This window comes from Vreelandella olivaria (assembly GCF_023507745.1).
GTDB lineage: Bacteria > Pseudomonadota > Gammaproteobacteria > Pseudomonadales > Halomonadaceae > Vreelandella > Vreelandella olivaria_A.
On record NZ_JALPZO010000112.1, the window covers coordinates 36215 to 60766 of the forward strand.

The 24552-nt window shown below is 54.9% G+C and carries 19 protein-coding genes and 3 tRNA genes; 11 read left to right on the top strand and 11 right to left on the bottom strand.

What is annotated here, in order from left to right; all coding sequences use genetic code 11:
• Positions 1-25: 25 nt before the first annotated feature.
• A complete protein-coding gene (locus HP566_RS09765) occupies positions 26-1360 on the bottom strand; it encodes a replication-associated recombination protein A (RefSeq protein ID WP_249977072.1) in 1335 nt (444 codons plus the stop codon).
• 281 nt (positions 1361-1641) lie between these two features.
• On the opposite strand from HP566_RS09765, the gene HP566_RS09770 reads away from it, so the two are divergent.
• The 5 genes from HP566_RS09770 (at position 1642) to HP566_RS09790 (ending at position 10525) form a co-directional block, all read left to right on the top strand.
• The gene (locus HP566_RS09770; protein WP_249977073.1) at positions 1642-2187 is read left to right on the top strand and encodes a hemerythrin domain-containing protein; all 546 of its coding nucleotides are present in this window, start codon (positions 1642-1644) and stop codon (positions 2185-2187) included.
• A gap of 124 nt (positions 2188-2311) precedes the next feature.
• Entirely contained in the window at positions 2312-3136 is an 825-nt protein-coding gene (gene murI, locus HP566_RS09775; RefSeq protein WP_249977074.1) for a glutamate racemase, read from the top strand.
• Positions 3137-3200: 64 nt separating this feature from the next.
• Positions 3201-4316, top strand: a complete 1116-nt coding sequence (gene trmA, locus HP566_RS09780; RefSeq protein WP_249977075.1) for a tRNA (uridine(54)-C5)-methyltransferase TrmA — start codon at positions 3201-3203, stop codon at positions 4314-4316.
• Between the two features lie 185 nt (positions 4317-4501).
• Entirely contained in the window at positions 4502-9325 is a 4824-nt protein-coding gene (locus tag HP566_RS09785) for an NAD-glutamate dehydrogenase (RefSeq protein ID WP_249977076.1), read from the top strand.
• Between the two features lie 186 nt (positions 9326-9511).
• The gene (locus HP566_RS09790; RefSeq protein WP_249977077.1) at positions 9512-10525 is read left to right on the top strand and encodes a quinone-dependent dihydroorotate dehydrogenase; all 1014 of its coding nucleotides are present in this window, start codon (positions 9512-9514) and stop codon (positions 10523-10525) included.
• A gap of 76 nt (positions 10526-10601) precedes the next feature.
• On the opposite strand, the gene rmf is transcribed toward HP566_RS09790, so the two are convergent.
• On the bottom strand, positions 10602-10811 hold the full coding sequence (rmf, locus tag HP566_RS09795) for a ribosome modulation factor (RefSeq protein WP_249977078.1): 210 nt from the start codon (positions 10809-10811) through the stop codon (positions 10602-10604).
• Between the two features lie 366 nt (positions 10812-11177).
• Here rmf and rlmKL point away from each other — a divergent pair, with 366 nt between their 5' ends.
• A complete protein-coding gene (rlmKL, locus tag HP566_RS09800; RefSeq protein WP_249977079.1) occupies positions 11178-13409 on the top strand; it encodes a bifunctional 23S rRNA (guanine(2069)-N(7))-methyltransferase RlmK/23S rRNA (guanine(2445)-N(2))-methyltransferase RlmL in 2232 nt (743 codons plus the stop codon).
• Between the two features lie 20 nt (positions 13410-13429).
• Positions 13430-13765, top strand: coding sequence for a glutaredoxin family protein (locus HP566_RS09805; protein WP_249977080.1), 336 nt, complete (start codon positions 13430-13432; stop codon positions 13763-13765).
• Here HP566_RS09805 and HP566_RS09810 read toward each other — a convergent pair.
• The gene (locus HP566_RS09810) at positions 13762-14043 is read right to left on the bottom strand and encodes a hypothetical protein (protein WP_249977081.1); all 282 of its coding nucleotides are present in this window, start codon (positions 14041-14043) and stop codon (positions 13762-13764) included. The genes HP566_RS09805 and HP566_RS09810 overlap by 4 nt on opposite strands.
• A gap of 84 nt (positions 14044-14127) precedes the next feature.
• On the opposite strand from HP566_RS09810, the gene pdxB reads away from it, so the two are divergent.
• A complete protein-coding gene (gene pdxB, locus HP566_RS09815) occupies positions 14128-15273 on the top strand; it encodes a 4-phosphoerythronate dehydrogenase PdxB (RefSeq protein ID WP_249977082.1) in 1146 nt (381 codons plus the stop codon).
• Positions 15274-15365: 92 nt separating this feature from the next.
• Here pdxB and htpX read toward each other — a convergent pair whose 3' ends face one another.
• The 8 genes from htpX to HP566_RS09855 all read right to left on the bottom strand — a co-directional run bounded on the left by htpX (position 15366) and on the right by HP566_RS09855 (position 23963).
• On the bottom strand, positions 15366-16271 hold the full coding sequence (htpX, locus tag HP566_RS09820; RefSeq protein ID WP_249977083.1) for a protease HtpX: 906 nt from the start codon (positions 16269-16271) through the stop codon (positions 15366-15368).
• A gap of 105 nt (positions 16272-16376) precedes the next feature.
• Complete coding sequence (locus tag HP566_RS09825; RefSeq protein ID WP_249977084.1) at positions 16377-17624, bottom strand: pyridoxal phosphate-dependent aminotransferase; 1248 nt, start codon at positions 17622-17624, stop codon at positions 16377-16379.
• Positions 17625-17680: 56 nt separating this feature from the next.
• Positions 17681-18634 carry a ribosome biogenesis GTPase YlqF gene (gene ylqF, locus HP566_RS09830; RefSeq protein ID WP_249977085.1) on the bottom strand — a complete coding sequence of 318 codons (954 nt, stop codon included), beginning with the start codon at positions 18632-18634 and terminating at the stop codon, positions 17681-17683.
• Positions 18635-18729: 95 nt separating this feature from the next.
• Positions 18730-19128 (bottom strand): peptide-methionine (R)-S-oxide reductase MsrB, encoded by a 399-nt coding sequence (gene msrB / locus HP566_RS09835; RefSeq protein ID WP_249977086.1) that lies wholly within the window; start codon positions 19126-19128, stop codon positions 18730-18732.
• A gap of 275 nt (positions 19129-19403) precedes the next feature.
• Entirely contained in the window at positions 19404-20990 is a 1587-nt protein-coding gene (locus tag HP566_RS09840) for a gamma-glutamyltransferase family protein (RefSeq protein WP_249977087.1), read from the bottom strand.
• A gap of 29 nt (positions 20991-21019) precedes the next feature.
• Positions 21020-22345, bottom strand: coding sequence for a TRAP transporter large permease (locus HP566_RS09845; RefSeq protein ID WP_249977088.1), 1326 nt, complete (start codon positions 22343-22345; stop codon positions 21020-21022).
• Positions 22346-22348: 3 nt separating this feature from the next.
• Positions 22349-22858, bottom strand: coding sequence for a TRAP transporter small permease subunit (locus tag HP566_RS09850; RefSeq protein ID WP_249977089.1), 510 nt, complete (start codon positions 22856-22858; stop codon positions 22349-22351).
• A 1-nt stretch (position 22859) separates the two neighbouring features.
• Complete coding sequence (locus tag HP566_RS09855) at positions 22860-23963, bottom strand: TRAP transporter substrate-binding protein (protein WP_249977090.1); 1104 nt, start codon at positions 23961-23963, stop codon at positions 22860-22862.
• A gap of 309 nt (positions 23964-24272) precedes the next feature.
• Between HP566_RS09855 and HP566_RS09860 the strand changes: the two genes are divergently transcribed.
• The 3 genes from HP566_RS09860 to HP566_RS09870 all read left to right on the top strand — a co-directional run bounded on the left by HP566_RS09860 (position 24273) and on the right by HP566_RS09870 (position 24529).
• Positions 24273-24348 (top strand) — tRNA-Glu (locus tag HP566_RS09860).
• Between the two features lie 23 nt (positions 24349-24371).
• Positions 24372-24446 (top strand) — tRNA-Gly (locus tag HP566_RS09865).
• Positions 24447-24453: 7 nt separating this feature from the next.
• Positions 24454-24529, top strand: a tRNA-Glu gene (locus HP566_RS09870).
• The last annotated feature ends 23 nt before the right edge of the window (positions 24530-24552 follow it).

Consider the following 24552-nt stretch of genomic DNA (forward strand, 5'->3'; position numbering starts at 1 on the left):
TGCATCTATCGCTGGATCAGGCGCCTTAGGGCGCCTGATCTGCTTCCTGGTCACGCTGTTCACGCCACGCCATGATTTCCCCAAAACGCTTCTCCTGCCCTAGCGCGCTGGGTTCATAAAAGCGCGTTTTGGGTATCGCTTCCGGCCAGCAGTCGTGGGCACTGCCTGCCGGGTAGCCGTCGGGTTCATTATGGGCATAGCGGTATCCCTCACCATGGCCTAACTGCTCCATTAGCCTGGTTGGCGCATTGCGCAGATAATTGGGAACCTCAAGCTGAGGCTGCTGCTGGACAAACTGTTTGGCTGCATGCCAGGCTTGGTCGATCCGGTTGCTTTTAGGTGCTATCGCCAAGTGAATCGCCGCGTGGGCGATAGCCCGCTGCCCTTCGTAGTCGCCCAGGCGTAAATAGGCATCCCAGGCGGCAATCACCAGCGGCAAGGCGCGCGGGTCGGCATTACCCACATCTTCGGAGGCGATGGCGGTTAAGCGGCGCACAATATCTAGTGGGTCGCCACCGCCCTGCACAAAACGCGCCATATAGAGAAGTGCTGCGTCGGGGCGTGATGAGCGAATGGATTTATGTATTGCGGAAAGCAAGTCGTAATAAGCGTCGCCCTGCTTGTCAAAAGCACTTGACTGATGACCAACCACATCGGCCAGCACGGATTTTTTCAGTACTTCCTGATCATTATACTTTTCGGTAAAGTCACAAGCTGTTTCCAGCAGCCCCAATGCGCGGCGCGCATCGCCAGCGCTGGCATGTGCCAGTGCCTCCAGTACGCCATCTTCAACCGTGATGTGACGCTTACCCAAGCCGCGGGGTTTGTCGCCCAGTGCTTGCTGCATGACCGCTATTAGCTCGTCCTGGGTCAGCGACTTGAGCACATAGACTCTGGCACGGGAGAGCAGTGCGGAATTCACTTCAAAGGAAGGGTTTTCCGTTGTGGCGCCAATCAGGGTTAACAGGCCTGATTCTACATGAGGTAATAACGCGTCCTGCTGACTCTTGTTTAAACGATGAATTTCGTCTAAAAACAGCAGTGTGGGCGATATGCTCTGTTGGGCTCGTTCTACTGCTGCCCTAATCTCCTTAACTCCCGCCATCACGGCACTGAGATGCTCAAGGTGAGCGTTGGAGGCGCGCGCGAGCAGCTCGGCCAGGGTCGTTTTACCTACACCGGGTGGTCCCCATAAAATCATTGAACGCACCACGCCTGATTCCACCATGCGCCGCAATGGCTTATCAGGTCCTATCAGCGCTTGCTGACCGATATAGTCATCAAGGGTCAGTGGGCGCATACGGTAAGCGAGAGGCGCATCCTCACCAGGCGAGGCATGCTGTCGATCAAAAAGATCCATGTAAACTTCCGTTGTAAATCGAGACGTTGAACAACACGTTATTAACAAGTGTCTGTGGCAAACAGTGTACTGTGAGACTACCTTTGGCATAACCCAAGAGGGAAAGGGTGTTACGCAACTTTTGCCCACACTTTGGATAATAGCGCCCACTTGCCAATAATAAGTGATGAGCGCATGGTAAAGATTAACGCTAGTGTAGTAGAAACCAGCTCATGATCGCGTGCCTAACGCTCCCATTGGGAGGGGGCGGCAGGCATGACACTCATAAAGGAGACGGCACGATGTTAAACCAACTGCGTCTAGATCATGCCAACATGGCGCGTATGCTCCATGTGCTGCAGCTCAAGCAAAAAACCTTGGCACAAGGGGAGCGCCCTAACTTCAAGTTAATGCGTGAGGTGGTGGATTACATCCTGTCTTACATGGACGATTTTGCCGCGCCACTGGAAAAAATCTGCGTTGACCGACTACAGGTGAAAGCACCTGAGCATCTTCCACTGATGGAGCAGATGGCCACTGATTATCGAGAGCTGAAACCGCGACTGCTGCAGCTCTCTGGCGATATCGATATGATTCTGATGGATAATATTCTGCCAATGGATCGTTTCGCGGACGATTTGAAGTCCTATCTGGAAGCTCATCGCGCTTATTTGCGTCACGAGCGTGAAGGACTTTTTCCCCTGATTGACCAGCACTTCAGCCCCGAAGATATGGAAGAGCTTCGTGAGGCCTTACCCGAAGGGGCTGAAAAAGAGCTGGAGCGTCTCCAGCTTGCCTATCCAGAACTCTATGCCGAGCTTTGTGGTGCCGAGGTGCCGTCGGTTTAAGAGGTGATGGGCGAACCATTCAGAGCGTAGCGGGGCGTGTTAGACTAGCGCCCCGTTTTCTGTTGATGGCGTGGAGAGGGAGGGCTGGTGTGGAAAGAGCGTCTTTTAGGGTAGGTAGGCAATAATGGTTGGACCAATACTGGTTTTTGATTCAGGTGTCGGTGGTCTTTCAGTCGCAAACTCCCTGCGCCAGCACTACCCTGATGCAGCGATGTGCTACGCCTGTGATAATGCGTGGCTGCCCTATGGCCTGCGGGATGATGAAGCACTCGCCGAACGTATCGTGGCGGTTTGCCAGGCAGCGGTTGATGCCTGTCAGGCCAGTGTGTTGGTCGTTGCTTGCAACACTGCCAGCACGTTGGCGTTGGAAGGGCTACGTCAAACTCTCTCTATTCCTGTTATTGGTACTGTGCCCGCCATCAAACCGGCAGCCCTGATCAGCCAGACACGCCATATTGGCCTGCTTGCCACCACCGCAACGGTAAACCGGCCCTATACCCAAAGCCTGGTTGACGATTTTGCCAGTGATTGCCGTGTGAGCAAAATAGCGGCTGATGCGTTGGTCACTGAAGCGGAAGCATGGCTGGCGGGAGCCACACTCAGTGAAGCGCGCCTCAATCAGGCACTGCTGCCGTTGTGGCAGGCTATGCGGGCAACCCCCGCCCTTGATACCGTGGTACTGGGGTGTACTCACTTTCCGCTGCTAAAACCGGTATTGGCATCGCTGGCGCCTATATCTGTTCAATGGGTGGACTCTGGCGATGCGATTGCCCGCCGAGTGGGGCAGGTGGCCAATATACTCGCCAGTGGCTCATCCGATGGCCGTTGTTATACCACTGCCGCTGCTGATCCATTAGTCGATGGATTTGCTCAGTATGGCTTTCAAGCGCCTCAGCGATTGATTCTGTCTGGGAGTGAGGCAGTTGTTTATGGGGCCGGGCGCCCATAGTCATTATTCATAGTCATTAATAGTAGTTACACGACTATCGTTACGATGTAAAAGAGGAGCCATCTTGGCTATCCCTACTGTAGATCCAGAACGCTATGCTGAGCAGCTAGCCGAAAAACGTGCTTACGTGGAAAGTACCTTTGCGTCCTTCGCACCGCCAGCACTGGAAGTATACCCCTCGCCAGCGAGCCACTACCGGCAACGCTGTGAGTTTAGAATCTGGCATGAACAGGATGACCTGTTTTATGCCATGTTCGAAGTGGACCCCGAGCACCCCAAAAACAAAAAAGTAATACGTTTGGATCAGTTCCCCGTGGCCAGTGCCCACATTAACGCTTTGATGCCGCGCCTGCGCGAGGCTTTCCTCACCAGTGATGAGTTGCGCCGTCGACTGTTTCAAGTAGAGTTCTTAACCACCCTGTCCGGCGAGGCCCTGGTAACGTTGATTTACCACCGCCCGCTGGGAGACGCCTGGGAAGCGGAAGCCCGTGCCCTTGAAGAGGCGCTGGGCATTATGATTATCGGAAGGTCCCGCAAGCAGCGTATTGTGCTGACCCGTGACCACGTGTGGGAATGCTTAACCGTGGATGGCCGCACGCTGCACTATCAACAGGTGGAAAACAGCTTTACGCAACCCAATGCGCATATTTGCCAGACGATGCTTAGTTGGGCGAGAGAGGTAACCGCAGGTCGTACCGATGAGGATTTGGTCGAGCTGTATTGCGGTAATGGCAATTTTACCATTGCCTTGGCCGAGAACTTCCGTCGAGTATTGGCCACTGAGATCTCGCGTACCTCAGTAGCCAGCGCCAACGTTAACCTGGAGGCGAATAGGGTGACCAATGCCCAGGTGGTCAGGATGTCGGCAGAGGAGTTTGCCCTGGCGCTTAAAGGTGAAAAAACCGGCCGCCGGGTGGCTGAGATGGCGCTGGATGAGTACCACTTTTCCACCGTATTGGTTGACCCACCAAGGGCGGGGTTGGACGAGCAGAGCTGCCAACAGATCAGCGAGTATGATCAGATCGTCTATATTTCATGCAATCCGGCAACGCTTGCCGAAAACTTAGCCATACTGACCCAAACCCATACTATTGAACGGTTTGCACTATTTGATCAGTTCCCCTTTACCCATCACTGTGAGTGTGGGGTGTGGCTTACCCGGCGTGTTGCCAGTCAGTAGCTCTTGCGAAAAAGTGTGTATGTCAATAGTGCTTATGATGCATAAGCGGCATACACCATGAATAACCTGTCAGTTGGTTAGGGCAACGATCATGAGTAGCGTAAGCTAGCAGGTAAAGAGGCCTAACGGCCTATTGCCCTTCGTTTTTTTGGCCTGATAGTGGCCCCAGGTAGTCGAGGTGATGGATGCATTACGTTGCGATTGAAGAGAGTCGGCAGGATCTTTTAAAGCAGCTACAAGAACGCATGGAAGCGCGACTGGAGCCTGCACGAGCGGCAGAGATTGAAGCCTTTGCCCGGCACTTTTACGCTACCGTACCACTGGAAGACCTGGTTGATCGGCGGCTGGATGATCTCTATGGCGCCACGCTGTCGATTTGGCAATTTCTGCAGCATCATGATCCCCAAAGCCCCAAGATCCGGGTGTTTAACCCGGATTTTGAGGAGCATGGCTGGCAGTCGACCCATACTTTTGTGGCAGTATTGCATGAGGACATGCCATTTTTAGTCGACTCAGTACGCATCGAACTCAACCGCCGGGGCCTGACTGTTCACGCCATCCAGAATGCCGTGTTTACCGTGGAGCGCGACGGCCAGCATCAATTGCAACAACTTACTGCGCCGCGCTATGAAAGTGCTCCCGACATGCGGGAATCACTTATTGTGATAGAGGTGGATCGCCACACCGACCCAGCACTACTGGCGAAAATTGAGCGTAAACTGCACGAAGTGCTGCGGGATGTACGCACTGCTGTCAACGATTTTGAGCCAATGTGTGGTCAGATTACCTCTGCTATTCAAGAGCTTGAGAAAAACTGTCCGCCCCAGATAGATCCTGACGACCATGAGGAGGCCATTGCCTTCCTGGAGTGGTTGCTCAAGGATAACTTTACCTTCCTCGGTTACGATGAATACCTGTTGGAAAATGGTGAACTCCAGCGTGACCCCAACAGTGTGTTGGGGGTATTCCGCCTGGATCAGCCGCGTTACCGCGAGCGTATCCGTACTGAAGAGGGCATCGACGAGCACGATGACTATGTGCTGGTGCCCCAGTTATTGTCTTTTGCCAAAAGTGCTCACCACTCTCGTGTTCACCGGCCTACCTATCCTGATTACATCACCGTTGACCGCTACGATGACAGCGGTAATGTGATTGGTGAGCGCCGCTTTTTCGGCCTGCTTACCGCCACGGTGTATAACGAGTCGCCGCGTAATATTCCGTTGTTGCGCCGCAAGCTGAGGGCGGTAATGGATATTGCCGGCTTCAACCCCCAGGGCCATAACGGCAAACAGTTGTTACAGGTGCTGGAAGTGTACCCCCGTGATGATCTGTTCCAGATCAGTACGGAATCCCTGGCCAGTACAGCGCTTGGCATTTTAAACATTCGCGAGCGTCGCCAGGTACGTCTGTTTATCCGCGCAGATGTGAGCGGCAAGTTCTACTCCTGCCTGGTGTTTGTACCAAGGGATGTTTTCTCCACCGATCTTCGTCAGCGCATCCAATCCATGCTGTGCGATGAACTGGATGCCCATTTCGGCGACTTCAATACCTATTTGTCGGAATCGGTGCTGGCACGTATTCAACTGATTTTACGCTTTAATGGCGATGCTCCCAGCCAGTACGACCTCAAGCGCCTGGAAAGCAAAGTGGCTCGCTTGGCACGCAGCTGGCGTGATGACCTGCAGGCGGCGATGGTTGAAGGCTTTGGTGAAGAGCGTGCCAATCACCTGACTGACCAGTTCCAGAATGCGTTTTCGGCCAGTTACCGTGAAGACTTCAATGCCCGTACGGCCGTGTTTGATATTCAGCACCTGTTAAACCTGGATAGCGGCGAGGATCTGTCGCTATCACTTTACCGCCCCCTCGAAGAACAAGCGGGCGGTATGAACCTGAAGCTGTTCCACCGCGGATCACAGATACCGCTGTCCGACGTCTTGCCGATGATGGAAAACCTGGGGCTACGGGTGATCGGTGAGCGTCCTTATGAGATCAACGCTCCCCAGCAGCGTTACTGGATTCATGATTTCGAACTGGAGCATAGTCGTGAAGGCGTTAATTTAAGCGACATGCGCGACACCTTTAGCGAAGCCTTCAAGCGTATCTGGGCGGGCGAGGCGGATAACGATGCCTTTAACCGCCTGATTATTGGTGCCGGACTGGATTGGCGTGAAGTGGCAATGCTGCGGGGTTATGCCCGTTACCTAAAGCAGATCCGCTTTGGTATGTCCCAGGACTATATTGCGGCGACGCTGGCAAATTACCCGGCCATTACCAAAGAACTGGTTGAACTGTTCCGGCTGCGTTTTGATCCTGCACGCCAGTCCAGCACCTCAGATGACTGCGTTGCGCGTTTGAATGAGTGCCTGGAAGGTGTTGCCAGTCTCAATGACGATCAGTTGCTGCGCCGCTTTATGGAGCTTATTCAAGCGACACTGCGTACCAACTACTACCAGCAAACCAGTGATGGCCGCTTCAAGGATTACATTGCCTACAAGCTTGAGCCATCAAAAGTCACTGGAATGCCCAAGCCGCGTCCGGCGTTTGAGATTTTTGTTTGCTCGCCGCGTGTTGAAGGTGTGCATCTGCGTGGTGGTAAAGTAGCGCGGGGCGGGTTGCGCTGGTCTGACCGGCTTGAGGATTTCCGTACAGAAGTCCTTGGTCTGGTGAAAGCTCAACAGGTGAAGAATGCGGTCATCGTACCGGTAGGCGCAAAAGGCGGTTTTGTGTGCAAGCGCATGCCCGAAAATGCCGACCGCGAAACTCAGCAGAAAGAAGGTATTGCCTGCTACCAGATTTTTATTCGCGCCCTGCTGGATGTCACCGATAATCTGGTGGGCGGTGACGTGGTGCCACCGAAAGATGTGGTTCGCCACGATGATGATGACACTTACCTGGTGGTGGCCGCAGATAAAGGCACGGCAACGTTCTCAGATATCGCCAATGCCATATCCGTGGAGTATGGTCACTGGCTGGGGGATGCCTTTGCCTCGGGTGGAGCCAATGGTTACGACCATAAGAAAATGGCCATTACTGCCCGCGGCGCCTGGGAATCCGTTAAACGCCACTTTAAAAATCTGGGCGTTAATACCCAGCAGGATCTGTTCACGGTTGTCGGTATTGGTGATATGGCCGGTGATGTGTTCGGTAACGGTATGTTGCTATCGGATAAGATCCAACTGGTAGGGGCGTTTAACCACCTGCACATTTTCGTAGACCCGAATCCTGATGCTGAAGCGTCGTTTGCAGAGCGTAAGCGCCTGTTCAACTTACCCCGTTCCAGTTGGGAGGATTACAGTCCTGAGCTGATTTCACAAGGTGGTGGTGTATTTAGCCGTAGTGCTAAATCAATCACTATCACCCCTGAAATGCAGCAGGTATTTGGCATTCAGGAAACACGTCTGTCACCGAGCGACCTGATTCGCGCCATGCTGAAGGCGAAGGTTGATCTGATCTGGAACGGTGGCATCGGCACTTACGTGAAAAGCTCTGATGAAACCGACGCTGACGTGGGCGATAAAGCCAATGACATGCTGCGCGTTAACGGCGCTGAGCTGAACTGCCGCGTGGTAGGCGAGGGCGGTAACCTGGGGCTGACCCAGCAGGGCCGCATGGAGGCTGCTGCCAACGGTGTGCGTGTTTATACCGACTTTATCGATAACGCCGGAGGCGTTAACTGTTCTGACCACGAAGTTAATATCAAGATATTAATTGATGAAGTGGTTAAACGTGGTGATATGACGGATAAGCAACGTAATCAGCTGTTGGCGGAAATGACGGATGAAGTCGCCAAGCTGGTCATTCTGGACAACTACCGCCAGACCCAGGCGCTGGATCTGTCCGAAATCCTGTCCCATCAGGGAATGAGATCCTATCGCCGCTTTATCAGCGAGTTGGAATCCGCCGGTCAAATTGATCGTGAACTGGAGTTTCTGCCCACCGATGAGGTGCTTAAAGAGCGTGCCAGTAATCACCAGGGCATGCGTCTGCCGGAGCTGTCGGTACTGATTTCCTACGCCAAAAGCACCTTGAAGGGCGATTTGATCAATTCAGATGTGCCCGATGACCTCTACATACACCGTCATCTGGAGCGCCTTTTCCCGGCGGTATTGACGGAGCGCTATCAGAGCGAAATGTATGAGCACCGCCTGAAACGCGAAATCGTTGCCACCCAGGTTGCCAACGATCTGGTGGATCATATGGGGGTCATATTTGTACGTCGCTTGAGGGACTCCACCGGCGCAGGTCGTGCTGATATTGCCCGTGCCTACGTAGTGGCCCGTGATGCGTTCAACCTGCCTGCCCTATGGGCACAGATCGAAGCATTGGACAATCAGGTGTCCAGCCGTGTGCAGTACTCCATGATGCTTGATTTGATGCGTATGATTCGCCGTGCAACGCGCTGGTTCCTGCGCCAGCATCTGGGGCTTTCCACCCAGGATGCCATTGAGTACTTTGGTCCCCGTTTGGCCCAACTGCAGGAAGGTATCGGTGAGCTGTTGAGTGGTGAAGAGCAGTCAGCCTGGCGTAAGCGCTGTAACGAATTGCTGGAAGCGGGTGTACCCGAGACGCTGGCCTCTACGGTGGCCGCGGCGCCAAGCCTGTATGCTGGCCTGGGTATCATTCAGGCAGCACGTATCACTAATGAGAAACCCCAGCGTGTGGCCGAGGTATTTTACGAAATTGGCAGCCGTCTGGAGCTTCCCTGGATGAGTCAGCAGGTCACTCGCCTGGAAGTACGCGACGCATGGCAGGCTCAGGCACGGGAAACGTTCCGTGATGATATCGACCGTCAGCAACTGGCCCTCACCACCAGTGTGCTTAAGCTGGAGGCGGGCAGTCGTGATACCCAGGAGCGGGTCGCCCAATGGCTGGAGCAGCATGCCGATCTGCACCGTCGCTGGTGTCGGCTGATTGAGGAAGTGCGCGGTGGCAGTGAAGGTGGTTTTGCGCTATTTGCGGTAGCGGTGCGCGAGCTGGTGGATCTTGCGGAAAGCGATAGTGAGGCATGATAACCTCTTAACTAACACTCTTGAAGCCCTTATCGACCGCGCTCTGGCCAGCCCCAGGGCGCGGTTTTTTGTGCTGAAAGACCTGCCCATGTTGAAAGACCTGCCCATGCGCATGACGTACGATTTGCGCTATACTGCGCCCGCCTCGCATTGCGCCCATGCCAACCGCCCAGGAGAGACCCACCGATGTATAACCTTGCCCGTTCATTGTTGTTTCGTCTGGACCCGGAAACGTCGCACGGTATGGCGCTAAGTGCGTTAGAAGCATTGCACCGGGTGGGGGGCATAAAACGCGTATATGGTGAGCCTGTCAGCGATCCCGTTGAAGTGATGGGGTTACGCTTTGCCAACCGGGTTGGCCTCGCGGCTGGTCTGGATAAAAACGCTGACCATATAGATGCTCTGGGAGCCTTGGGATTTGGTTTTATCGAGGTGGGTACGGTAACCCCCAGGCCGCAGCCCGGCAATCCCAAACCACGCCTGTTCCGGCTGGCCAGCCACCAGGCCATCATCAATCGCTTTGGTTTTAACAACAAAGGGGTTGAGCATTTGGTGCGGCAGGTAAAGCAGCGTACCTACGACGGTGTTGTCGGTATCAATATTGGCAAGAACCTGACCACGTCGGTAGAGAACGCCCTGGATGATTACCTGGTCTGCCTGGAAGCTGTCCATGGCGTAGCTGATTATGTTGCGGTGAATGTTTCATCGCCCAATACTCCAGGGCTGCGCACGCTACAATTTGGTGAGCAGTTGGATGTGTTGCTGGCGCCTATTCGTGCCCGTAGCCAGGAGCTGGATGCTGAGACGGGGCGAAAAGTACCGCTACTGGTGAAAATCGCCCCGGATATGAGCGAAGAAGAGGTGGCGTTGGTGGCGGGTAGTATTGCGCGCAATGGATTAGATGGTGTCATTGCCACCAACACCACCGTTTCCCGCGAGGGGGTGGAAGGTGACCCACAAGCCGATGAAACGGGTGGGCTCTCTGGCAAACCGGTATACGAAGCCTCTAATACGGTTATTCGCCTGTTGCGTACGCACCTGCCGACGCTGCCGATTATTGGTGTGGGAGGTATCGACAGTGGTGAGGCAGCAAACGCAAAGATTGCCGCAGGTGCCGATCTGGTGCAGCTCTATTCCGGGCTGATTTATCAGGGACCTGGACTGGTGAAAACATGTGCGGAAGCGTTGAGGCAAGGGTAGTAGAAGGGATATAAAAAGCCCGCCTGATTAGCGGGCTACGTACTCCTAACGTAATTTGCGAAAAGATGTTAATTCGTCAGGTCAAAACCATGGGATTTTTGTGGATACCGGAAACGCCGGTCATGCCGTCCCACTGGTCGCCGCGACCTTCACGCCAACCGCTCATCCAGTATTCGCGTAAATTAATATCTTGGCTGGGACAATCATCACGGGAGCGACCCGTAATGCCCGCTTTATAACCGTGAACATAGGCCCGCTGGAAGCGATCACGTTTTTGTCGTTTCATTGGCTAACCTCTTTTCATGAAAGCCTTTGATAAGAAGTAGTGAGCTGTGCAGTAAGATCCGTTGCGCAACAGCATCGACTACTTCGAGAGCTGACTTCAAGAGCGAGCCTCCGCAAAGCGCTAATGCCTAGCACTCACGTGCTGAACGGGCAAAGCGGCAGGCTCGACAAGCCATTGGTCTTTAAGTGGCTGGCCAGTTGATGACAAACCCATTAATGACCATGACAGACAACGCATGCGTTTTTCAGTAGCTACTCTCTTATTGTTAGACCATGATGGGGTCACTTGTCGACCATCAAATTGTCATAAGACGTAAACACATTTGCCATACATAGGAATATCGCGCCTTTACGCGCGGCGATCATCATGACTGAGTCGAGCCAAATTGCCCCTCTAAACCTCCTTGCCACGTGCCCTAAAGGCATCGAAGGCCTGCTGGCGGATGAATTAATGGCCCTGGGCGCTGTACCGGGCAAAACCACGGTGGCAGGTGTTTATTTTTCTGCCAGCCAGGAAACTGCTTACCGGGTATGTCTTTGGTCCCGGCTGGCCAACCGCGTCATACTGCTGCTGTCCAGAGAGGCGATGGTGGGTACTGCCGAGCAGGTGCGCGACGTGGTTGCCCGCCTTGACTGGGGGCGGCACTTGGCTGTTGGCAAAACATTGGCCGTCGATTTCCATGGGCGCAGTGACCACATTCGCCATACTCGTTTTGGCGCCCAAACGGTAAAGGATGGCATCGTTGACGCGCTACAACTGGCAGGGCAGGTACGGCCTGATGTCGACACCAAATCCCCCGATCTACGCATTTATGCTCATCTTCACCGTGCCAATCTGACCATTGGCATTGACCTGGCAGGGGAGAGCCTGCATCGCCGTGGCTATCGCCGCGATGTGGGCCATGCTCCATTGAAAGAGAACCTGGCGGCCGCCTTGCTGGTACGTGCAGGCTGGCCAGAGCGGGCTAAAGTGGGCGAGCCGCTGCTAGACCCCTTGTGCGGCGCAGGAACGTTGCTGATTGAGGCGGCGCTGATAGCCGCCGATCAGGCGCCTAACCTTAACCGGGAGCGCTTCGGCTTCCATGGCTGGGCTGGTCATAACGAGCCCATGTGGTGTGAGTTGAAGCGTGAAGCTGAAGCGCGGGCTTCGATAGGCCGTAAACGCTGTAAAACACAGCTGATAGGCTTTGACCAAAGTCCGGCGGCACTGTCGGCGGCAAAAGCGAACGCGATGCGGGCAGGTATTCCAGCGCTGCTCAGTCTGCATGGGCAAAGCCTTATCCAGCTGACCCGGCCAGAGTCGCTGACGGCTGAGCAGGGGTTGCTGATCACTAATCCGCCTTATGGTGAGCGCCTGGGCGAGCTGCCTGAGCTGGTGCGGCTCTATGCGCAGTTGGGTGAAAAGACCAAAGCGCTATTTCCTGGTTGGACGCTGGCGCTATTTACCGGTAATCCCGATCTGGGCCACCGCCTGGGACTGCGTGCCCACAAGCAGTATGCGCTGAAGAATGGCGCTCTGGATGCCAAATTGCTGCTTATGGAGATTGGCCTTCCCAGGGCCAACGACGTGGTGAGCAAAAATGGCAAGCCAGAGCAAAGTGGCCAGAGCGGCGCTAATGTGGGACAACCTGCCGGGGCTAACGGCAAACCTGCCGTATCTGAAAATGCGCAGATGTTTGCCAACCGCCTGGCGAAAAATCAAAAACGTCTGAAAAAGTGGCTAAAGCATAGTGGTGAAGCCTGTTACCGCATATACGATGCCGATATGCCGGAGTATGCACTGGCGGTAGACCGTTATGGCGACCGGGTTCATGTGCAGGAGTATGTGGCTCCCAGCTCCATCAACCCTGCTCAGGCCCAGAAGCGGTTGTTCGATGCGCTGGAGGTATTACCCGATGCGCTGGAGGTGGACCCCAGTAACATCTATGTGAAACGTAGAGAGCGGCAAACCGGCACTACTCAATACCAAAAACGCGATGCCAGTGGTGAACGCTTTGAAGTGCGGGAGGGGAGTGCGCGGCTATGGGTCAACCTGCGTGATTACCTCGACACCGGGCTGTTTCTTGATCATCGTCCTGTGCGCCGTATGCTGGGTGAAATGGCCAGTGGCAAGCGCTTCCTGAACCTGTTCTGCTATACCGCGACGGCAACCGTACAGGCCGGTTTGGGAGGAGCAAGTGACAGTGTCAGCGTGGATATGTCCAATACTTACCTGGAGTGGGCGCGTGACAATTTCGCGTTGAACAAGCTCGATCCACGCTTGCATCGTGTGGTGCGTGATGACTGCTTTCGCTGGTTGGAAACCGCCAATGCCGAGTTCGATTTAATCTTCATGGACCCGCCGACTTTTTCTAACTCCAAAAAAATGCGCGATACGCTGGATATCCAGCGTGACCACCCACGGTTGGTAGAGCTGGCTATGGCGCGCCTTGCACCAGGCGGTACGCTGGTTTTCTCTAACAACCAGCGGCGTTTCAAGTTAGACGACGCGCTTGCCGAGCGCTATCAGGTGGAGGAGATTACCTCTCGCACTTTTGACCCTGATTTTCAGCGCCGTACTAATCTGCACCATGTATTTCTCTTGCAACATAAACCGTAGGGGGCAACAGAGCGCCGGTTATGATTCAGCTATCAATTTACACTACCCTAGGGTGTCATCTGTGTGCCCAACTGGAGGCATTGGTGGTTGCACTTGCCAACCAGGAGGTGGTCTTAACGCGCATTGAGATCAGTGACGACGATGCCCTGGTGGAGCGTTATGGCATACGTATCCCGGTCTTGATGGATAACAAGGGCATGGAGCTGGACCGCGGGTTCGATGTGGAACGGCTGAGTAGTTGGTTGCGTGAACGTGGCTGGCTGGATGAAGCGAAGCTGGGCGCACTCACCACTCCACCAGACAAAACACCGCCCGTTGGCGCACACCAGCGTGATGGGCGGCGTTTTCTGGGCTAAAGAGCATCGAGCAGTGATAGCTGACGCATGGCGGCCTGCCCCTCGGGGGTATTATCGGCAGCCTCCAGCACCTTGCGAAAGCCGCGCGAGGTTTGGATCGTGGCCTCATCATCCAACCACATCTGCGCCTGCTCCCGAGTATCGGCCAATTGGTGCTTTAGCCCGCCAAACTGGGTTCCAATCTGCCCCCAGGCGCGGCTAAAAATCCAGTCGCCAAACATATCCTGGTGAATATGAACCAACACATAGTCATGGTCGGTTTCCCAGCGTACGATCACAACACTCTCCTTAAAATGCCCCCGAACTCGCCTGCACAACAAGCGATTGCGGGCGTATTGTAAAGCCCGGATACGAAAACGCCTATGAAACTTGTAATCGACGCTAACATCCCTGCTGCTGACATCTGCTTTGGCCCATTTGGCACCCTGCATCGTCTGCCGGGGCGTGAGATTGGGCGTGCTGATATAGCCGATGCCGATGCGCTGATTGTGCGTTCAATCACACAGGTTAACGAAGCGCTGCTCCACCAAAGTCGGGTGCGTTTTGTCGGCACCTGTACGATTGGTACTGACCATATTGACCGCGCGCTATTAGCGCAGCACGGTATAGGCTTTGCCAGTGCCCCAGGCTGCAACGCGGAAGCCGTCGTGGATTACGTGCTTAGCAGCCTGCTGACCTTGAGTGAGCAGGGAGGCTGGCCGTTTCTGGAGCGTACCGTGGGCATTGTGGGCGTCGGTAATGTGGGGAGTCGGCTACAGCAGCGCTTACAGGCGCTGGGGGTGGAAACTCTGGTCTGTGACCCCCCACGAGCTGAGATGGAGGGTCAGCAGGGCTTTGTATCATTGGATACGCTTATCAGAACCTGTGATGTGCTATGCCTACATACACCGCTGGTTCAAGATGGCCCTCATGCCACCTATCAGTTATTGGATGCCCAGCGCATCAATGAGCTGGCGCCAGGGACGGTACTGCTGAACGCGGGTAGGGGGGACTGTATCGACGGCCTGGCGCTGCGCAGCCGGTTATCGGGTAAGGGAGATATTACTGCCGTACTGGATGTATGGGAGAGCGAGCCGGATATTGATGCGGGGCTACGTGATTTAGTGACGCTTGCGACACCGCATATTGCTGGGCACAGTCTGGACGGAAAACTGCGCGGTACCTGGATGATTCAAGAGGCGCTTGCCCGGCAACTGGCACAACCCAGCCACACGGCGTTCAGCGCTATCTGCCCTCCGCCCGCTTTGGCCTCATTAACATTACAACAGGCGTTACCGGTAGAAGATGCACTGCGCTTGTGCGTGCGTGCTGTCTATGATGTACGCCGCGATCATGATGCGCTACAGCGTCAGGTGCTTCAGCAGGGGGTGAGAAGAGGCTTTGATGACTGCCGTGCCCACTATCCTCTGCGCCGGGAGTTTGCCACGCTGAAAGTGGTGTTGAGTAGCGAAACAGAGGTCTTAAAAGGGCCGTTGAAAGCGGCGGGTTTTCAGGTAAGCGTTGGATAAATTCTGGTTGACGTAATGACCAGACACAGCAAGGCCCGCTATTGCGGGCCTTGCTGTTTATGTATGCTTTGTTAGGGGCTAGTTAGCGTTACTTACTGGCGATAAGCGGCTTCTTTCAGTGCACGAATACGGTCATCCAGCGGTGGGTGGCTGGCGAATAGACGCTCCACCAGCGAGCGTGTCTGACCTTTGGTAATCGCCATGGCGCGCATGGTGTCGGGCATTTGATCAGGCATTTCGGTTTCCGCTTTTAAGCGTGCCAGTGCATTTACCATGGCGCCAGTGCCCGCCAGACGCGCGCCTGCTTCATCGGCACGGTATTCGCGGTAGCGGGAGAACCACGCCACGATGGCCGAGGCGATGATGCCAAAGACAATTTCTGCCACCATCACCACCGCAAAATAGCCCATAAAGCCCAGGCCGCCTTCACCACCGCTACGGCTTTTCAGGAAACCATCAATCAAATGGGCAACCGCACGGGCAAAGAACATCACAAAGGTATTCACCACCCCCTGTATCAGGGCCAGTGTTACCATATCACCATTGGCAACGTGACCAATTTCGTGGGCCAGTACCGCACGTACCTCTTCCGGGCGCATACGATTCAACAAGCCCGCTGAGACGGCAACCAGGGACTCATTTTTATTCCAGCCCGTTGCAAACGCATTCGATTGCTGGGCGGGGAAAATACCCACTTCCGGCGTTTTGATACCGGCTTCCCGGGAAAGCTCTGCCACGGTATCCACCAGCCACTGCTCGGTCGAGTTGGATGGCCTTTCAATAATTACTGTGCCGGTCGACTTTTTAGCTAGCCACTTCGACATAAACAGCGAAATGATGGAGCCTGCCATGCCAATGATAAAGCAGAAGATCAGCAGACCTGAGAAGTTAATGCCTTGGCTGCGCAGGTAGCCCTCCACGCCAAACAGCCGAAGCGTAAAGCTGGCCACCAGCACCACCGCCAAGTTGGTGGCTAAAAACAGCAAAATTCGCATCATGGTTCAGGTTCTCCCTCAAAGGTCGTAGAAGCGGTTCTAGAATAATTGCTTAGATACGTGCAGTGGATCTCAGTTTCAAGTCCCCGCTGTGACGGTTGATCAATACTATTGGCGGTAGCGGGACAGGAAATTTGCGAAACGATCCAGGGCATCACCCAATTGGTCTGCCCAGGGCAGCGTCACGATGCGTACGTGATCCGGCTCTGGCCAATTGAAGGCGGTGCCCTGCACCAGTAGTATTTTTTCCTGCAGCAACAGGTCCAGTACCAGTTGCTGGTCATCTTTGATATTGAACACCTTAGGATCCAGGCGCGGAAATGCGTACAGCGCTCCTTTGGGGGTGACACAGGATACGCCAGGGATAGCATTGAGCTTTTCCACGGTGATATCCCGTTGTGCCAGCAGACGGCCCCCCGGCAGGATCAAATCATTAATGGATTGGTAACCTCCCAGTGCTGTTTGGATAGCGTGCTGGGCTGGCACGTTAGCGCACAGGCGCATGGAGGCCAGCATGGTCAGCCCCTGGATAAAATCCGCGGAACGCTGTTTAGCCAGTGTGCCTGAAATGGTCATCCAGCCTGAACGGAAACCTGCACAGCGATAGCTTTTAGAGAGGCCGTTCATGGTAATGACCAACAGGTCGTCATCGGCCAGGGCGCCTGTGGCGGTGTGCTCTACATCATCATAAAGAATCTTGTCGTAGATCTCATCGGAGAACACCACCAGGTTATGCTGTTTGGCGATATCCAGTACGCCGCGGACGACCTCCGGTGGATAGACCGCGCCAGTGGGGTTGTTAGGGTTAATCAGCACGATGGCACGTGTACGGCTGGTGACTTTATCACGGATGTCGGCCATATCCGGTGCCCAGTCGGCTTGCTCATCGCACAGATAGTGAACGCCGTGCCCGCCGGAAAGGTGAGCTGCCGCAGTCCATAACGGGTAGTCGGGGGCGGGAATCAGCACTTCATCCCCATCATTCAACAGCGCTTGCATGGACATTACAATCAGCTCAGAAACGCCGTTGCCAATATAAATATCTTCAATGCCCACCCCAGGGATCTGCTTGCGCTGGCACTCCTGCATAATGGCCTTGCGCGCTGAATACAGGCCTTTGGAATCACAATAGCCCTGGGCCGTGGGCAGGTTACGCATCACATCCTGCAAAATCTCTTCCGGCGCCTCAAAGCCGAAGGGGGCCGGGTTGCCAATATTAAGCTTTAAAATCCGCTGGCCTTCGTCTTCCAGGCGTTTGGCATGGTCGAGAACGGGGCCGCGGATGTCGTAGCAAACATTGTGCAGTTTGTGTGACTTCTTAAGTGGTTGTGATTCGGTAGGCTGCGAGGTGTCCATTAGGTGCGTTATCCAAAAAGTCCAGTGGCCGTTAGAGGATGTTGATTGTCAGCCCATTATGCGTCGGATGGTGCCGGGTTGTCTTCGTCGTTTTGTAGAGGAGGTGGCGGAATATCAGCAGGTGTTTCCAGGGTCAGCCGACCGAGTTTGCCATCCCGCAGCTCATGCAGCAGCACCTCAGCGCCACGGTGCAGATCGACTTCTCCGCCTGGGCGCAGTCCGCCCCGTTTTCCCGCGATCTCTGTTAGGATGGCATGGCCATCGAAACCGGCAATGGCCAGAAAATCGGGTTTTGGCGGGCCATCGGCATCCACCTCTTGCACAACTGGGGCAGCGTAGGTTGGTAGCGCTTTAAGCTTGTAGCGTGTGGTTAACTCCGCTGGGTAGCGTTTGGCCAGCTCGGCGCTGGTAACTATCGCGACATCGGTGTACTCAATGGCCGTATCACGAATCGCGCCACTGGCCGCCAGCCGGTAGGCACTCGCCTGATCTTCAATCTTGGGCCATAGCACTCCAGGGGTATCGATCAAGGCGACGCGGCCATCAATACGTACCTTCTGCTGACGCTTGGTCACCGCCGGCTCGTTGCCGGTTTTGGCGATTTTACGGCCAGCCAGCCCGTTGATGAGGGTTGATTTTCCCACATTGGGTATACCCATCACCATCACGCGTACATCGCGGTCGGCACGTACTGCCCCGGCCAGTTCATGGCAAAGCCTGGGGATTCTTTTTAGTTCGCGTGTATTGGTGGTGGTAATCGCCAGCGCGCGCATATCTTTCTGAGCGTCAAAGAAGGCCACCCATTCGGCGGTTCGCTCAGGATCGGCCAGATCCGCCCGGGAAAGAATCTTTAACACCGGCTTGTGGCGTGTCAGCTCGGCCAGCATCGGATTGGCGCTGGAGTAGGGCAGCCGTGCATCAAGCACTTCAATCACTACATCAATTTCGGGCAGCGCATCCTTGATCTGGCGGCGGGCCTTATTCATATGTCCGGGGAACCAGCCGAGCATGGGTTTCTCCTACAAGCACAAAAAAGCGGGCTGCCATTCTAACAGATGACACCCGCCTCGCCGGGGTTGATCAAGCCAACAATGATGAAATTGCCCTACTCGTCGGGGTGAAACTCCAACGCGACCGAATTAATACAGTAGCGCAACCCTGTCGTATCTGGTGGCCCATCAGGGAAAACATGGCCCAGATGGGCGTCGCAGTGAGAGCACACCACTTCCGTGCGTGTCATGTCATGAGAGGTATCCGCATGCTCTTCCACGCAGCGGGTACCTAGCGGGCGATCAAAGCTTGGCCATCCGCAGCCGGCATCAAACTTGTGCTCGTTCTCAAACAGCGGCGCATGGCAGCAGATGCAGTGGTAGATGCCCTGGGCATCACTGACCTGATAATCACCTGTAAACGGGCGTTCAGTGCCCTTCTCCCGTGCAACACGATACTGCTCCGGGGTGAGTTGCTTGCGCCATTCGTCTGGGGATTTCTCTATTTTCGCCATGGAGGTCTCCTTCTCCTCTGGTTGCTGTTAAGCAGAGGTTTTAGGCTTTGTCTGAAACGTCAGCGAGCGAAGGCCAGACAAGGCAAAAATCGGCGTAAAGACGGAGTTTACATAGTGTAAATGAGTACTTTGAGCCGATTTTTAACGCCGTGTGGTCGAGCACAGCCAGTTTTCAGACAGAGCCGCCTAGGCTAGCGTATCACTCTTCTTAGTGACAGCGGGCACTCGCCCAGGTTCAGCATGTGCGAAAGATCAACAAACCGCCAGGCCCGGTATTACACGCTGGCTGCACCACCATTGCTACGTGGGTCGTGGGCACTCTCAATCAGCCCATCGGGGTGTCGCACAATGCCCCCTGCGTGCCCCATGGTGTCGCTAAATGCTTCGGGCAGCACTTCAACATCATGCCCGGCAGTGGCCAGGGCGGTTACCAATGCGTCGTCAAAGCGATCTTCAAGTTTTAAGTTGGTGCTGGACTCCCCCCATGTTCGCCCCAGTAACCAGCGTGGTGCTGTAATGGCCTGTTGTAGAGGCATACCATGTAGCGCGTAACGGGAAAACACTGCCGCCTGGGTTTGCGGTTGTCCTTCGCCCCCCATGGTGCCATACACCATGGTGCGCCCATCGTTAAAGGTGGCTAAGGCTGGGTTGAGGGTATGGAAGGGCTTGCGGCCTGGAGCCAAACCGCGTAAATCGTCAGGGTTGAGTGAAAAGCTGATACCACGATTTTGCCACAGAACGCCGCTTTCCGGCAGTACCACACCACTGCCAAATTCCCAGTAAATGCTTTGGATAAAGCTGACCGAACGCCCTTCGCTGTCTACAGTGCCCATCCAAATGGTGTCGCCAGGTGCTGGATTAAAGGGCCAGGGGAGGGCTTGGGCGCTGTTGATCTGAGCGGCTTCAGCGCTAATGCGTTCTTCGTTTAGAAGCCCCTGTAGAGGCACTGGAACGCGATTGGGGTCGGTGACATAGCGATCGCGGAGTAAAAATGCACGCTTGGTAGCCTCAATCAGGCCGTGCAGATGGTCAAAGCCATTAGGTTCGGCGGCTTTTATGCGCTCGTAGATGGCTAAAATCATGAGTGACGCCACTCCCTGGGTGGGAGCGGGGAGGTTATACAGCGTAGCGTCCTGCAACGATACCTGTAGCGGTGTGACCCGCTGGGCGCGATAGGCATGGAAATCATCCAAACGCAGCGGGCTGCCTAATGTTGCTAACTCTTTGGCCATGCCCGTCGCGAGTTCTCCACGGTAGAAATCATCCAGCCCTGCGGTGGCGAGACGGGTGAGCGTAGCTGCCAGACGTGGTTGATGTAGTCGTTCGCCTTCGCGAGGGACTTGACCATTAATCAGGAGCGCTTCGCTAAAGCCTGGGCTTTGCAGCAGTCGCTCTAAATGCTTGGCTGTCAGCGTTTCCTGGCTTTGGGAGACCGCTACACCTTGATCCGCATGGCGAATGGCATCGGCCAGTAGCGTCGATAGCGGTAACGCTTCACCCCAGCCTGAGGCAACCTTTAGCGCTTCCTGCCAACCACCAATGGTGCCTGCCATGGTAAGCGCTGCTTTGGGGCCACGCTCAGGGATATGTGTGTCGCCTGCGTAAAAATCGCCGTTAGCCAGCGCTGCCGCAGGGCCGCAGGCATCGATGGCGACGGGTACTTGACCGGGTTCGTGGATGAGCCAAAATCCATCACCTCCCAATGCATTCATATGGGGATAGACCACCGCGATGGCCGCCGCAGCGGCTACCATCGCTTCTACCGCATTGCCGCCTTGTTTCAATATATCGCGCCCTGCGCTGGCAGCGAGATGATGCGGGGCAACACAGCTGCCGCCATAGCTACGTTGAGTGTAAAGCATGACTCCAAATCCTTTGTTATTGGTGATGGTTACCAACCAATGGCATCAGGCAGCCAAGTGGCAATGCTTGGAAAAATAAATACCAGCGCAACGGCCAGAAACTGTAGCGCGATAAAGGGAATCGCGCCTTTATAGATATCCAGCGTGGACACTTCTTTCGGGGCAACGCCTTTCAAGAAGAACAGTGACCAGCCAAATGGCGGGGTCAGGAACGAGGTTTGTAGTACCAACCCCACCAAAATGCCTAGCCACACCATATCGGTCCCCGTTTGAACAAAAAAGGGCAGAAACAGTGGCAAGGCAATATAACTAATTTCGATCCACTCCAGGAAAAAACCCAGCACGAACATAAGTAGCAGCATAAAGAGCAGTGCGCCCCATTCGCCCCCAGGTACCCACTCCAGCATACGGCCTACCAGATGCTCGCCGCCTAATCCACGAAAGGCCAGGCCAAACACCTGAGCGCTGATAAGAATAAAGAACACCATGGCGGAGATCACCAGGGTTGCCCTGGCAACATCGCTTAATAGAGCCATTGTTAAGCGACCGGAGCAGGCCACAAATACCAAGGCTCCCAATGCTCCCATGGCGGCGGCTTCAGTAGGGGCGGCAATGCCACCAATGATGGAGCCAAGCACTGCAAATACCAGCCCTACCGGTGGGCCCACCACGGTGACCACCTTGCGTAATAGCTGCCCTTTGTTCAGCTGGGCGCGCTCTTCAGCGGGAATAGGTGGCATCAAGTGGGGGGAGAACTGAGCAATGATTAAAATGGCGACAATGTAAATACCCGCCAATGCCAAGCCAGGCACCATGGCCGCAGCAAACATGGTGCCTACCGACTCGCCTAAAATTTCTGCGAGCAGGATCAGCACCAGACTGGGTGGAATAATTTGCCCCAGGGTGCCCGAGGCACAAATCATGCCGGTGGCGAGGGTTTTCGGATAGCCCCTGCGTAGCAGGGTGGGCAGGGTTAACAGGCCAAGGGTTACAATGGTGGCGCCCACAATGCCCGTGGCGGCACCCAGTAGCACGCCCACAAAAATAATCGCCACCCCCATGCCGCCTGAAAGCCCCCCAAACAAGTGGCCAATCACATCAATCAACTCTTCTGCCAGTTTCGACTTCTCAAGCATCACCCCCATAAACACAAACAGGGGGATTGCCATAAAGGTGTAGTTGGTGACCACACCATAAATACGCGAGGGCAAAAGGTTGAACAGCATCGGGCCAAAGCCCAGGTAGCCAAACACAAAGGCGGTAACGGCAATGCTGATGGCGACGGGAATACCAATCAAGAGCAGCACAAAAAAGGCAGCGATCATGCCGATCGCAAGCCATTCATTAGGAGACATGCGTTATTCACCTCGGCTGGGAAGGGAAAATCCTTGGCGCAGTGCATGGGCCAGGCCCTGCAGTGCAAGCAACAGAAAACCAAGCGGGATAAGGGATTTAAGTAGCCAGCGAAAAGGCAGGCCGCCAGGGTTGGGGGAGGATTCGCCACGAACGAACGATTGTGCAACCCAGGGCAGCGTCAACCATGCGATGTAGAGCCCCATGATGAGTAGCAGTAAACCGCCAAGTACCTCAATGGCACGCTGCACATTGACAGGTAAACGCTCATAAAAGACATCGACGCGCACCTGTTCGCCAACGAACAGCAAATATGACATCCCAAATAGTGCAATGGGAGAGATCAGGTGCCACTGAAGCTCCTGGAGCCATACGGCGCCAATGCTGAACAGGTAGCGCATTACCACATCGCCTGCCACCAACGCGACGAGCACCACGCAGGTCCAGGCAGCAATCCAACCAAACAGTCGGACCACTGCCTCGATCCCGTGGACAACACGTTCCACGGTACGCATATCACACCCCGATAATGTCGTTTAACCAGGCGCGCTCACTAGGGCCTGCCCAGCGGTCATGATTGGCTTTGAACGCCATATAGCTGTCGTGTACTTTGCGTACCAGCGGATCGGCCGCTGCTTCGCTGGAAAGCGTATCCATGGTTGCTTCACGCAGGGCGCTGATCACTGGTTCTGGCAGCATGCTGGCGGTGACACCATGGTTTTCCACCAGGTCAGCCATGGCTTCACCATTGACGGCTTCTGACCAGGTCAGGCTTTCCAGGCAGGCGGCCATACAGGCGCTTTTTACGATCATTTGCAGGTCTTCGGGTAGATTATCCCAATGCTGTTTGGAGATCAGTAACTCACCGGTGGTGGCGGGCTCATGCCAGCCGGTGGTGTGGTAGTACTTGGCGGCATTATGTAGCCCCATGCGACGGTCTTGGTAGGGGCCTACAAACTCGGCAGCATCGATAACACCACGTTCAAGGGCTGGGAAGATCTCACCACCGGGCAGAACGCGGGCATCGACACCCAGGGAGGCGTAGACCTGTCCAGCCAGTCCAGGAATGCGCATCCGCAATCCATTGAGTTGGCTGATATCCTCAATTGGCTCACGGAACCACCCCGTCATCTGAACGCCCGTATTATTAAGTGGCAGGGCGACCAGGCCGTAAGGCTCATACACTTCTTGCCAAAGCTCCAGGCCGCCACCGTGGTAAAGCCATGCCATGTGGCCCATAAAGCTCATGCCAAAAGGCACTGTGGTGAAGTATTGCGCAGCAAAGGTAGTGCCCGACCAGAAATAGCTGTTCGCGGCATTCATTTCGATAGTGCCGCTTTGTACCGCCTCAAACCCCTCAAAGGCAGGGATAAGCTCACCCGCGGAAAAGTGCTGGATGTTGAGACGCCCACCTGACATGGCATTAATTTTCGCAATGACGTCTGTTGGGCTGCCTGGGCCTTCCACATAAAACGGGGAGCCTGGGCTATAGGCATTGGTCATTCGCCAGTTAAAGCTCTCGGAGCTTTGGGCTTTGGCGATGCTGGGGGCGCCCAGCACCAGCCCAGCGGTGGAGGAGAGCGCAGCGGTAGTCAGAAACTTGCGGCGAGTAAAGGACATGGGAAGACCTCATGGCTAAAGGAAGGGGAGTAGCGAAAGCACTAATGAGGTAGCAAGGGTTATGCCAAAAAATCGATTTATTTTAAATAAAAGATTTTTAGAGGAGTTGTCGGTTGTAGTAAGCACCTAGTAAGAGACAGAAAAATAAGCGAGCGCATCAAAATGAAGCATCCTAAATTGGTCAGGCACCTTCTAAGGTCATTTAAGGTATGCAGTTATTTTTGCGCTAAAAACGTTCCGATATCAGAGCGCTTGACAGCCAAGTGAGGGCTGAGTAATATACGCGCCACCTCGACGAGGCAATGAAACGTCCCATTCGTCTAGTGGTCCAGGACACCGCCCTTTCACGGCGGGAACAGGGGTTCGAACCCCCTATGGGACGCCACTTCATCGTCAGGTAATCGGAATGCGGGAATAGCTCAGTGGTAGAGCATCGCCTTGCCAAGGCGAGGGTCGGGAGTTCGAATCTCCTTTCCCGCTCCAAAAAAACGTCCCATTCGTCTAGTGGTCCAGGACACCGCCCTTTCACGGCGGGAACAGGGGTTCGAACCCCCTATGGGACGCCAATTAGATAGCGAGTATCAGAGTT

Excerpts from the sequence above, each read along its gene's own strand:
- HP566_RS09790 (WP_249977077.1), top strand. The coding sequence starts at position 9,512 with ATGTATAACCTTGCCCGTTCATTGTTGTTTCGTCTGGACCCGGAAACG.
- HP566_RS09840 (WP_249977087.1), bottom strand. The coding sequence starts at position 20,990 with ATGCTTTACACTCAACGTAGCTATGGCGGCAGCTGTGTTGCCCCGCAT.
- HP566_RS09785 (WP_249977076.1), top strand. The coding sequence starts at position 4,502 with ATGCATTACGTTGCGATTGAAGAGAGTCGGCAGGATCTTTTAAAGCAG.
- HP566_RS09805 (WP_249977080.1), top strand. The coding sequence starts at position 13,430 with ATGATTCAGCTATCAATTTACACTACCCTAGGGTGTCATCTGTGTGCC.
- pdxB (WP_249977082.1), top strand. The coding sequence starts at position 14,128 with ATGAAACTTGTAATCGACGCTAACATCCCTGCTGCTGACATCTGCTTT.
- HP566_RS09765 (WP_249977072.1), bottom strand. The coding sequence starts at position 1,360 with ATGGATCTTTTTGATCGACAGCATGCCTCGCCTGGTGAGGATGCGCCT.
- murI (WP_249977074.1), top strand. The coding sequence starts at position 2,312 with ATGGTTGGACCAATACTGGTTTTTGATTCAGGTGTCGGTGGTCTTTCA.
- HP566_RS09850 (WP_249977089.1), bottom strand. The coding sequence starts at position 22,858 with ATGCGTACCGTGGAACGTGTTGTCCACGGGATCGAGGCAGTGGTCCGA.
- HP566_RS09770 (WP_249977073.1), top strand. The coding sequence starts at position 1,642 with ATGTTAAACCAACTGCGTCTAGATCATGCCAACATGGCGCGTATGCTC.
- rmf (WP_249977078.1), bottom strand. The coding sequence starts at position 10,811 with ATGAAACGACAAAAACGTGATCGCTTCCAGCGGGCCTATGTTCACGGT.
- msrB (WP_249977086.1), bottom strand. The coding sequence starts at position 19,128 with ATGGCGAAAATAGAGAAATCCCCAGACGAATGGCGCAAGCAACTCACC.
- ylqF (WP_249977085.1), bottom strand. The coding sequence starts at position 18,634 with ATGCTCGGCTGGTTCCCCGGACATATGAATAAGGCCCGCCGCCAGATC.
- rlmKL (WP_249977079.1), top strand. The coding sequence starts at position 11,178 with ATGACTGAGTCGAGCCAAATTGCCCCTCTAAACCTCCTTGCCACGTGC.
- HP566_RS09855 (WP_249977090.1), bottom strand. The coding sequence starts at position 23,963 with ATGTCCTTTACTCGCCGCAAGTTTCTGACTACCGCTGCGCTCTCCTCC.
- HP566_RS09825 (WP_249977084.1), bottom strand. The coding sequence starts at position 17,624 with ATGGACACCTCGCAGCCTACCGAATCACAACCACTTAAGAAGTCACAC.
- HP566_RS09845 (WP_249977088.1), bottom strand. The coding sequence starts at position 22,345 with ATGTCTCCTAATGAATGGCTTGCGATCGGCATGATCGCTGCCTTTTTT.
- htpX (WP_249977083.1), bottom strand. The coding sequence starts at position 16,271 with ATGATGCGAATTTTGCTGTTTTTAGCCACCAACTTGGCGGTGGTGCTG.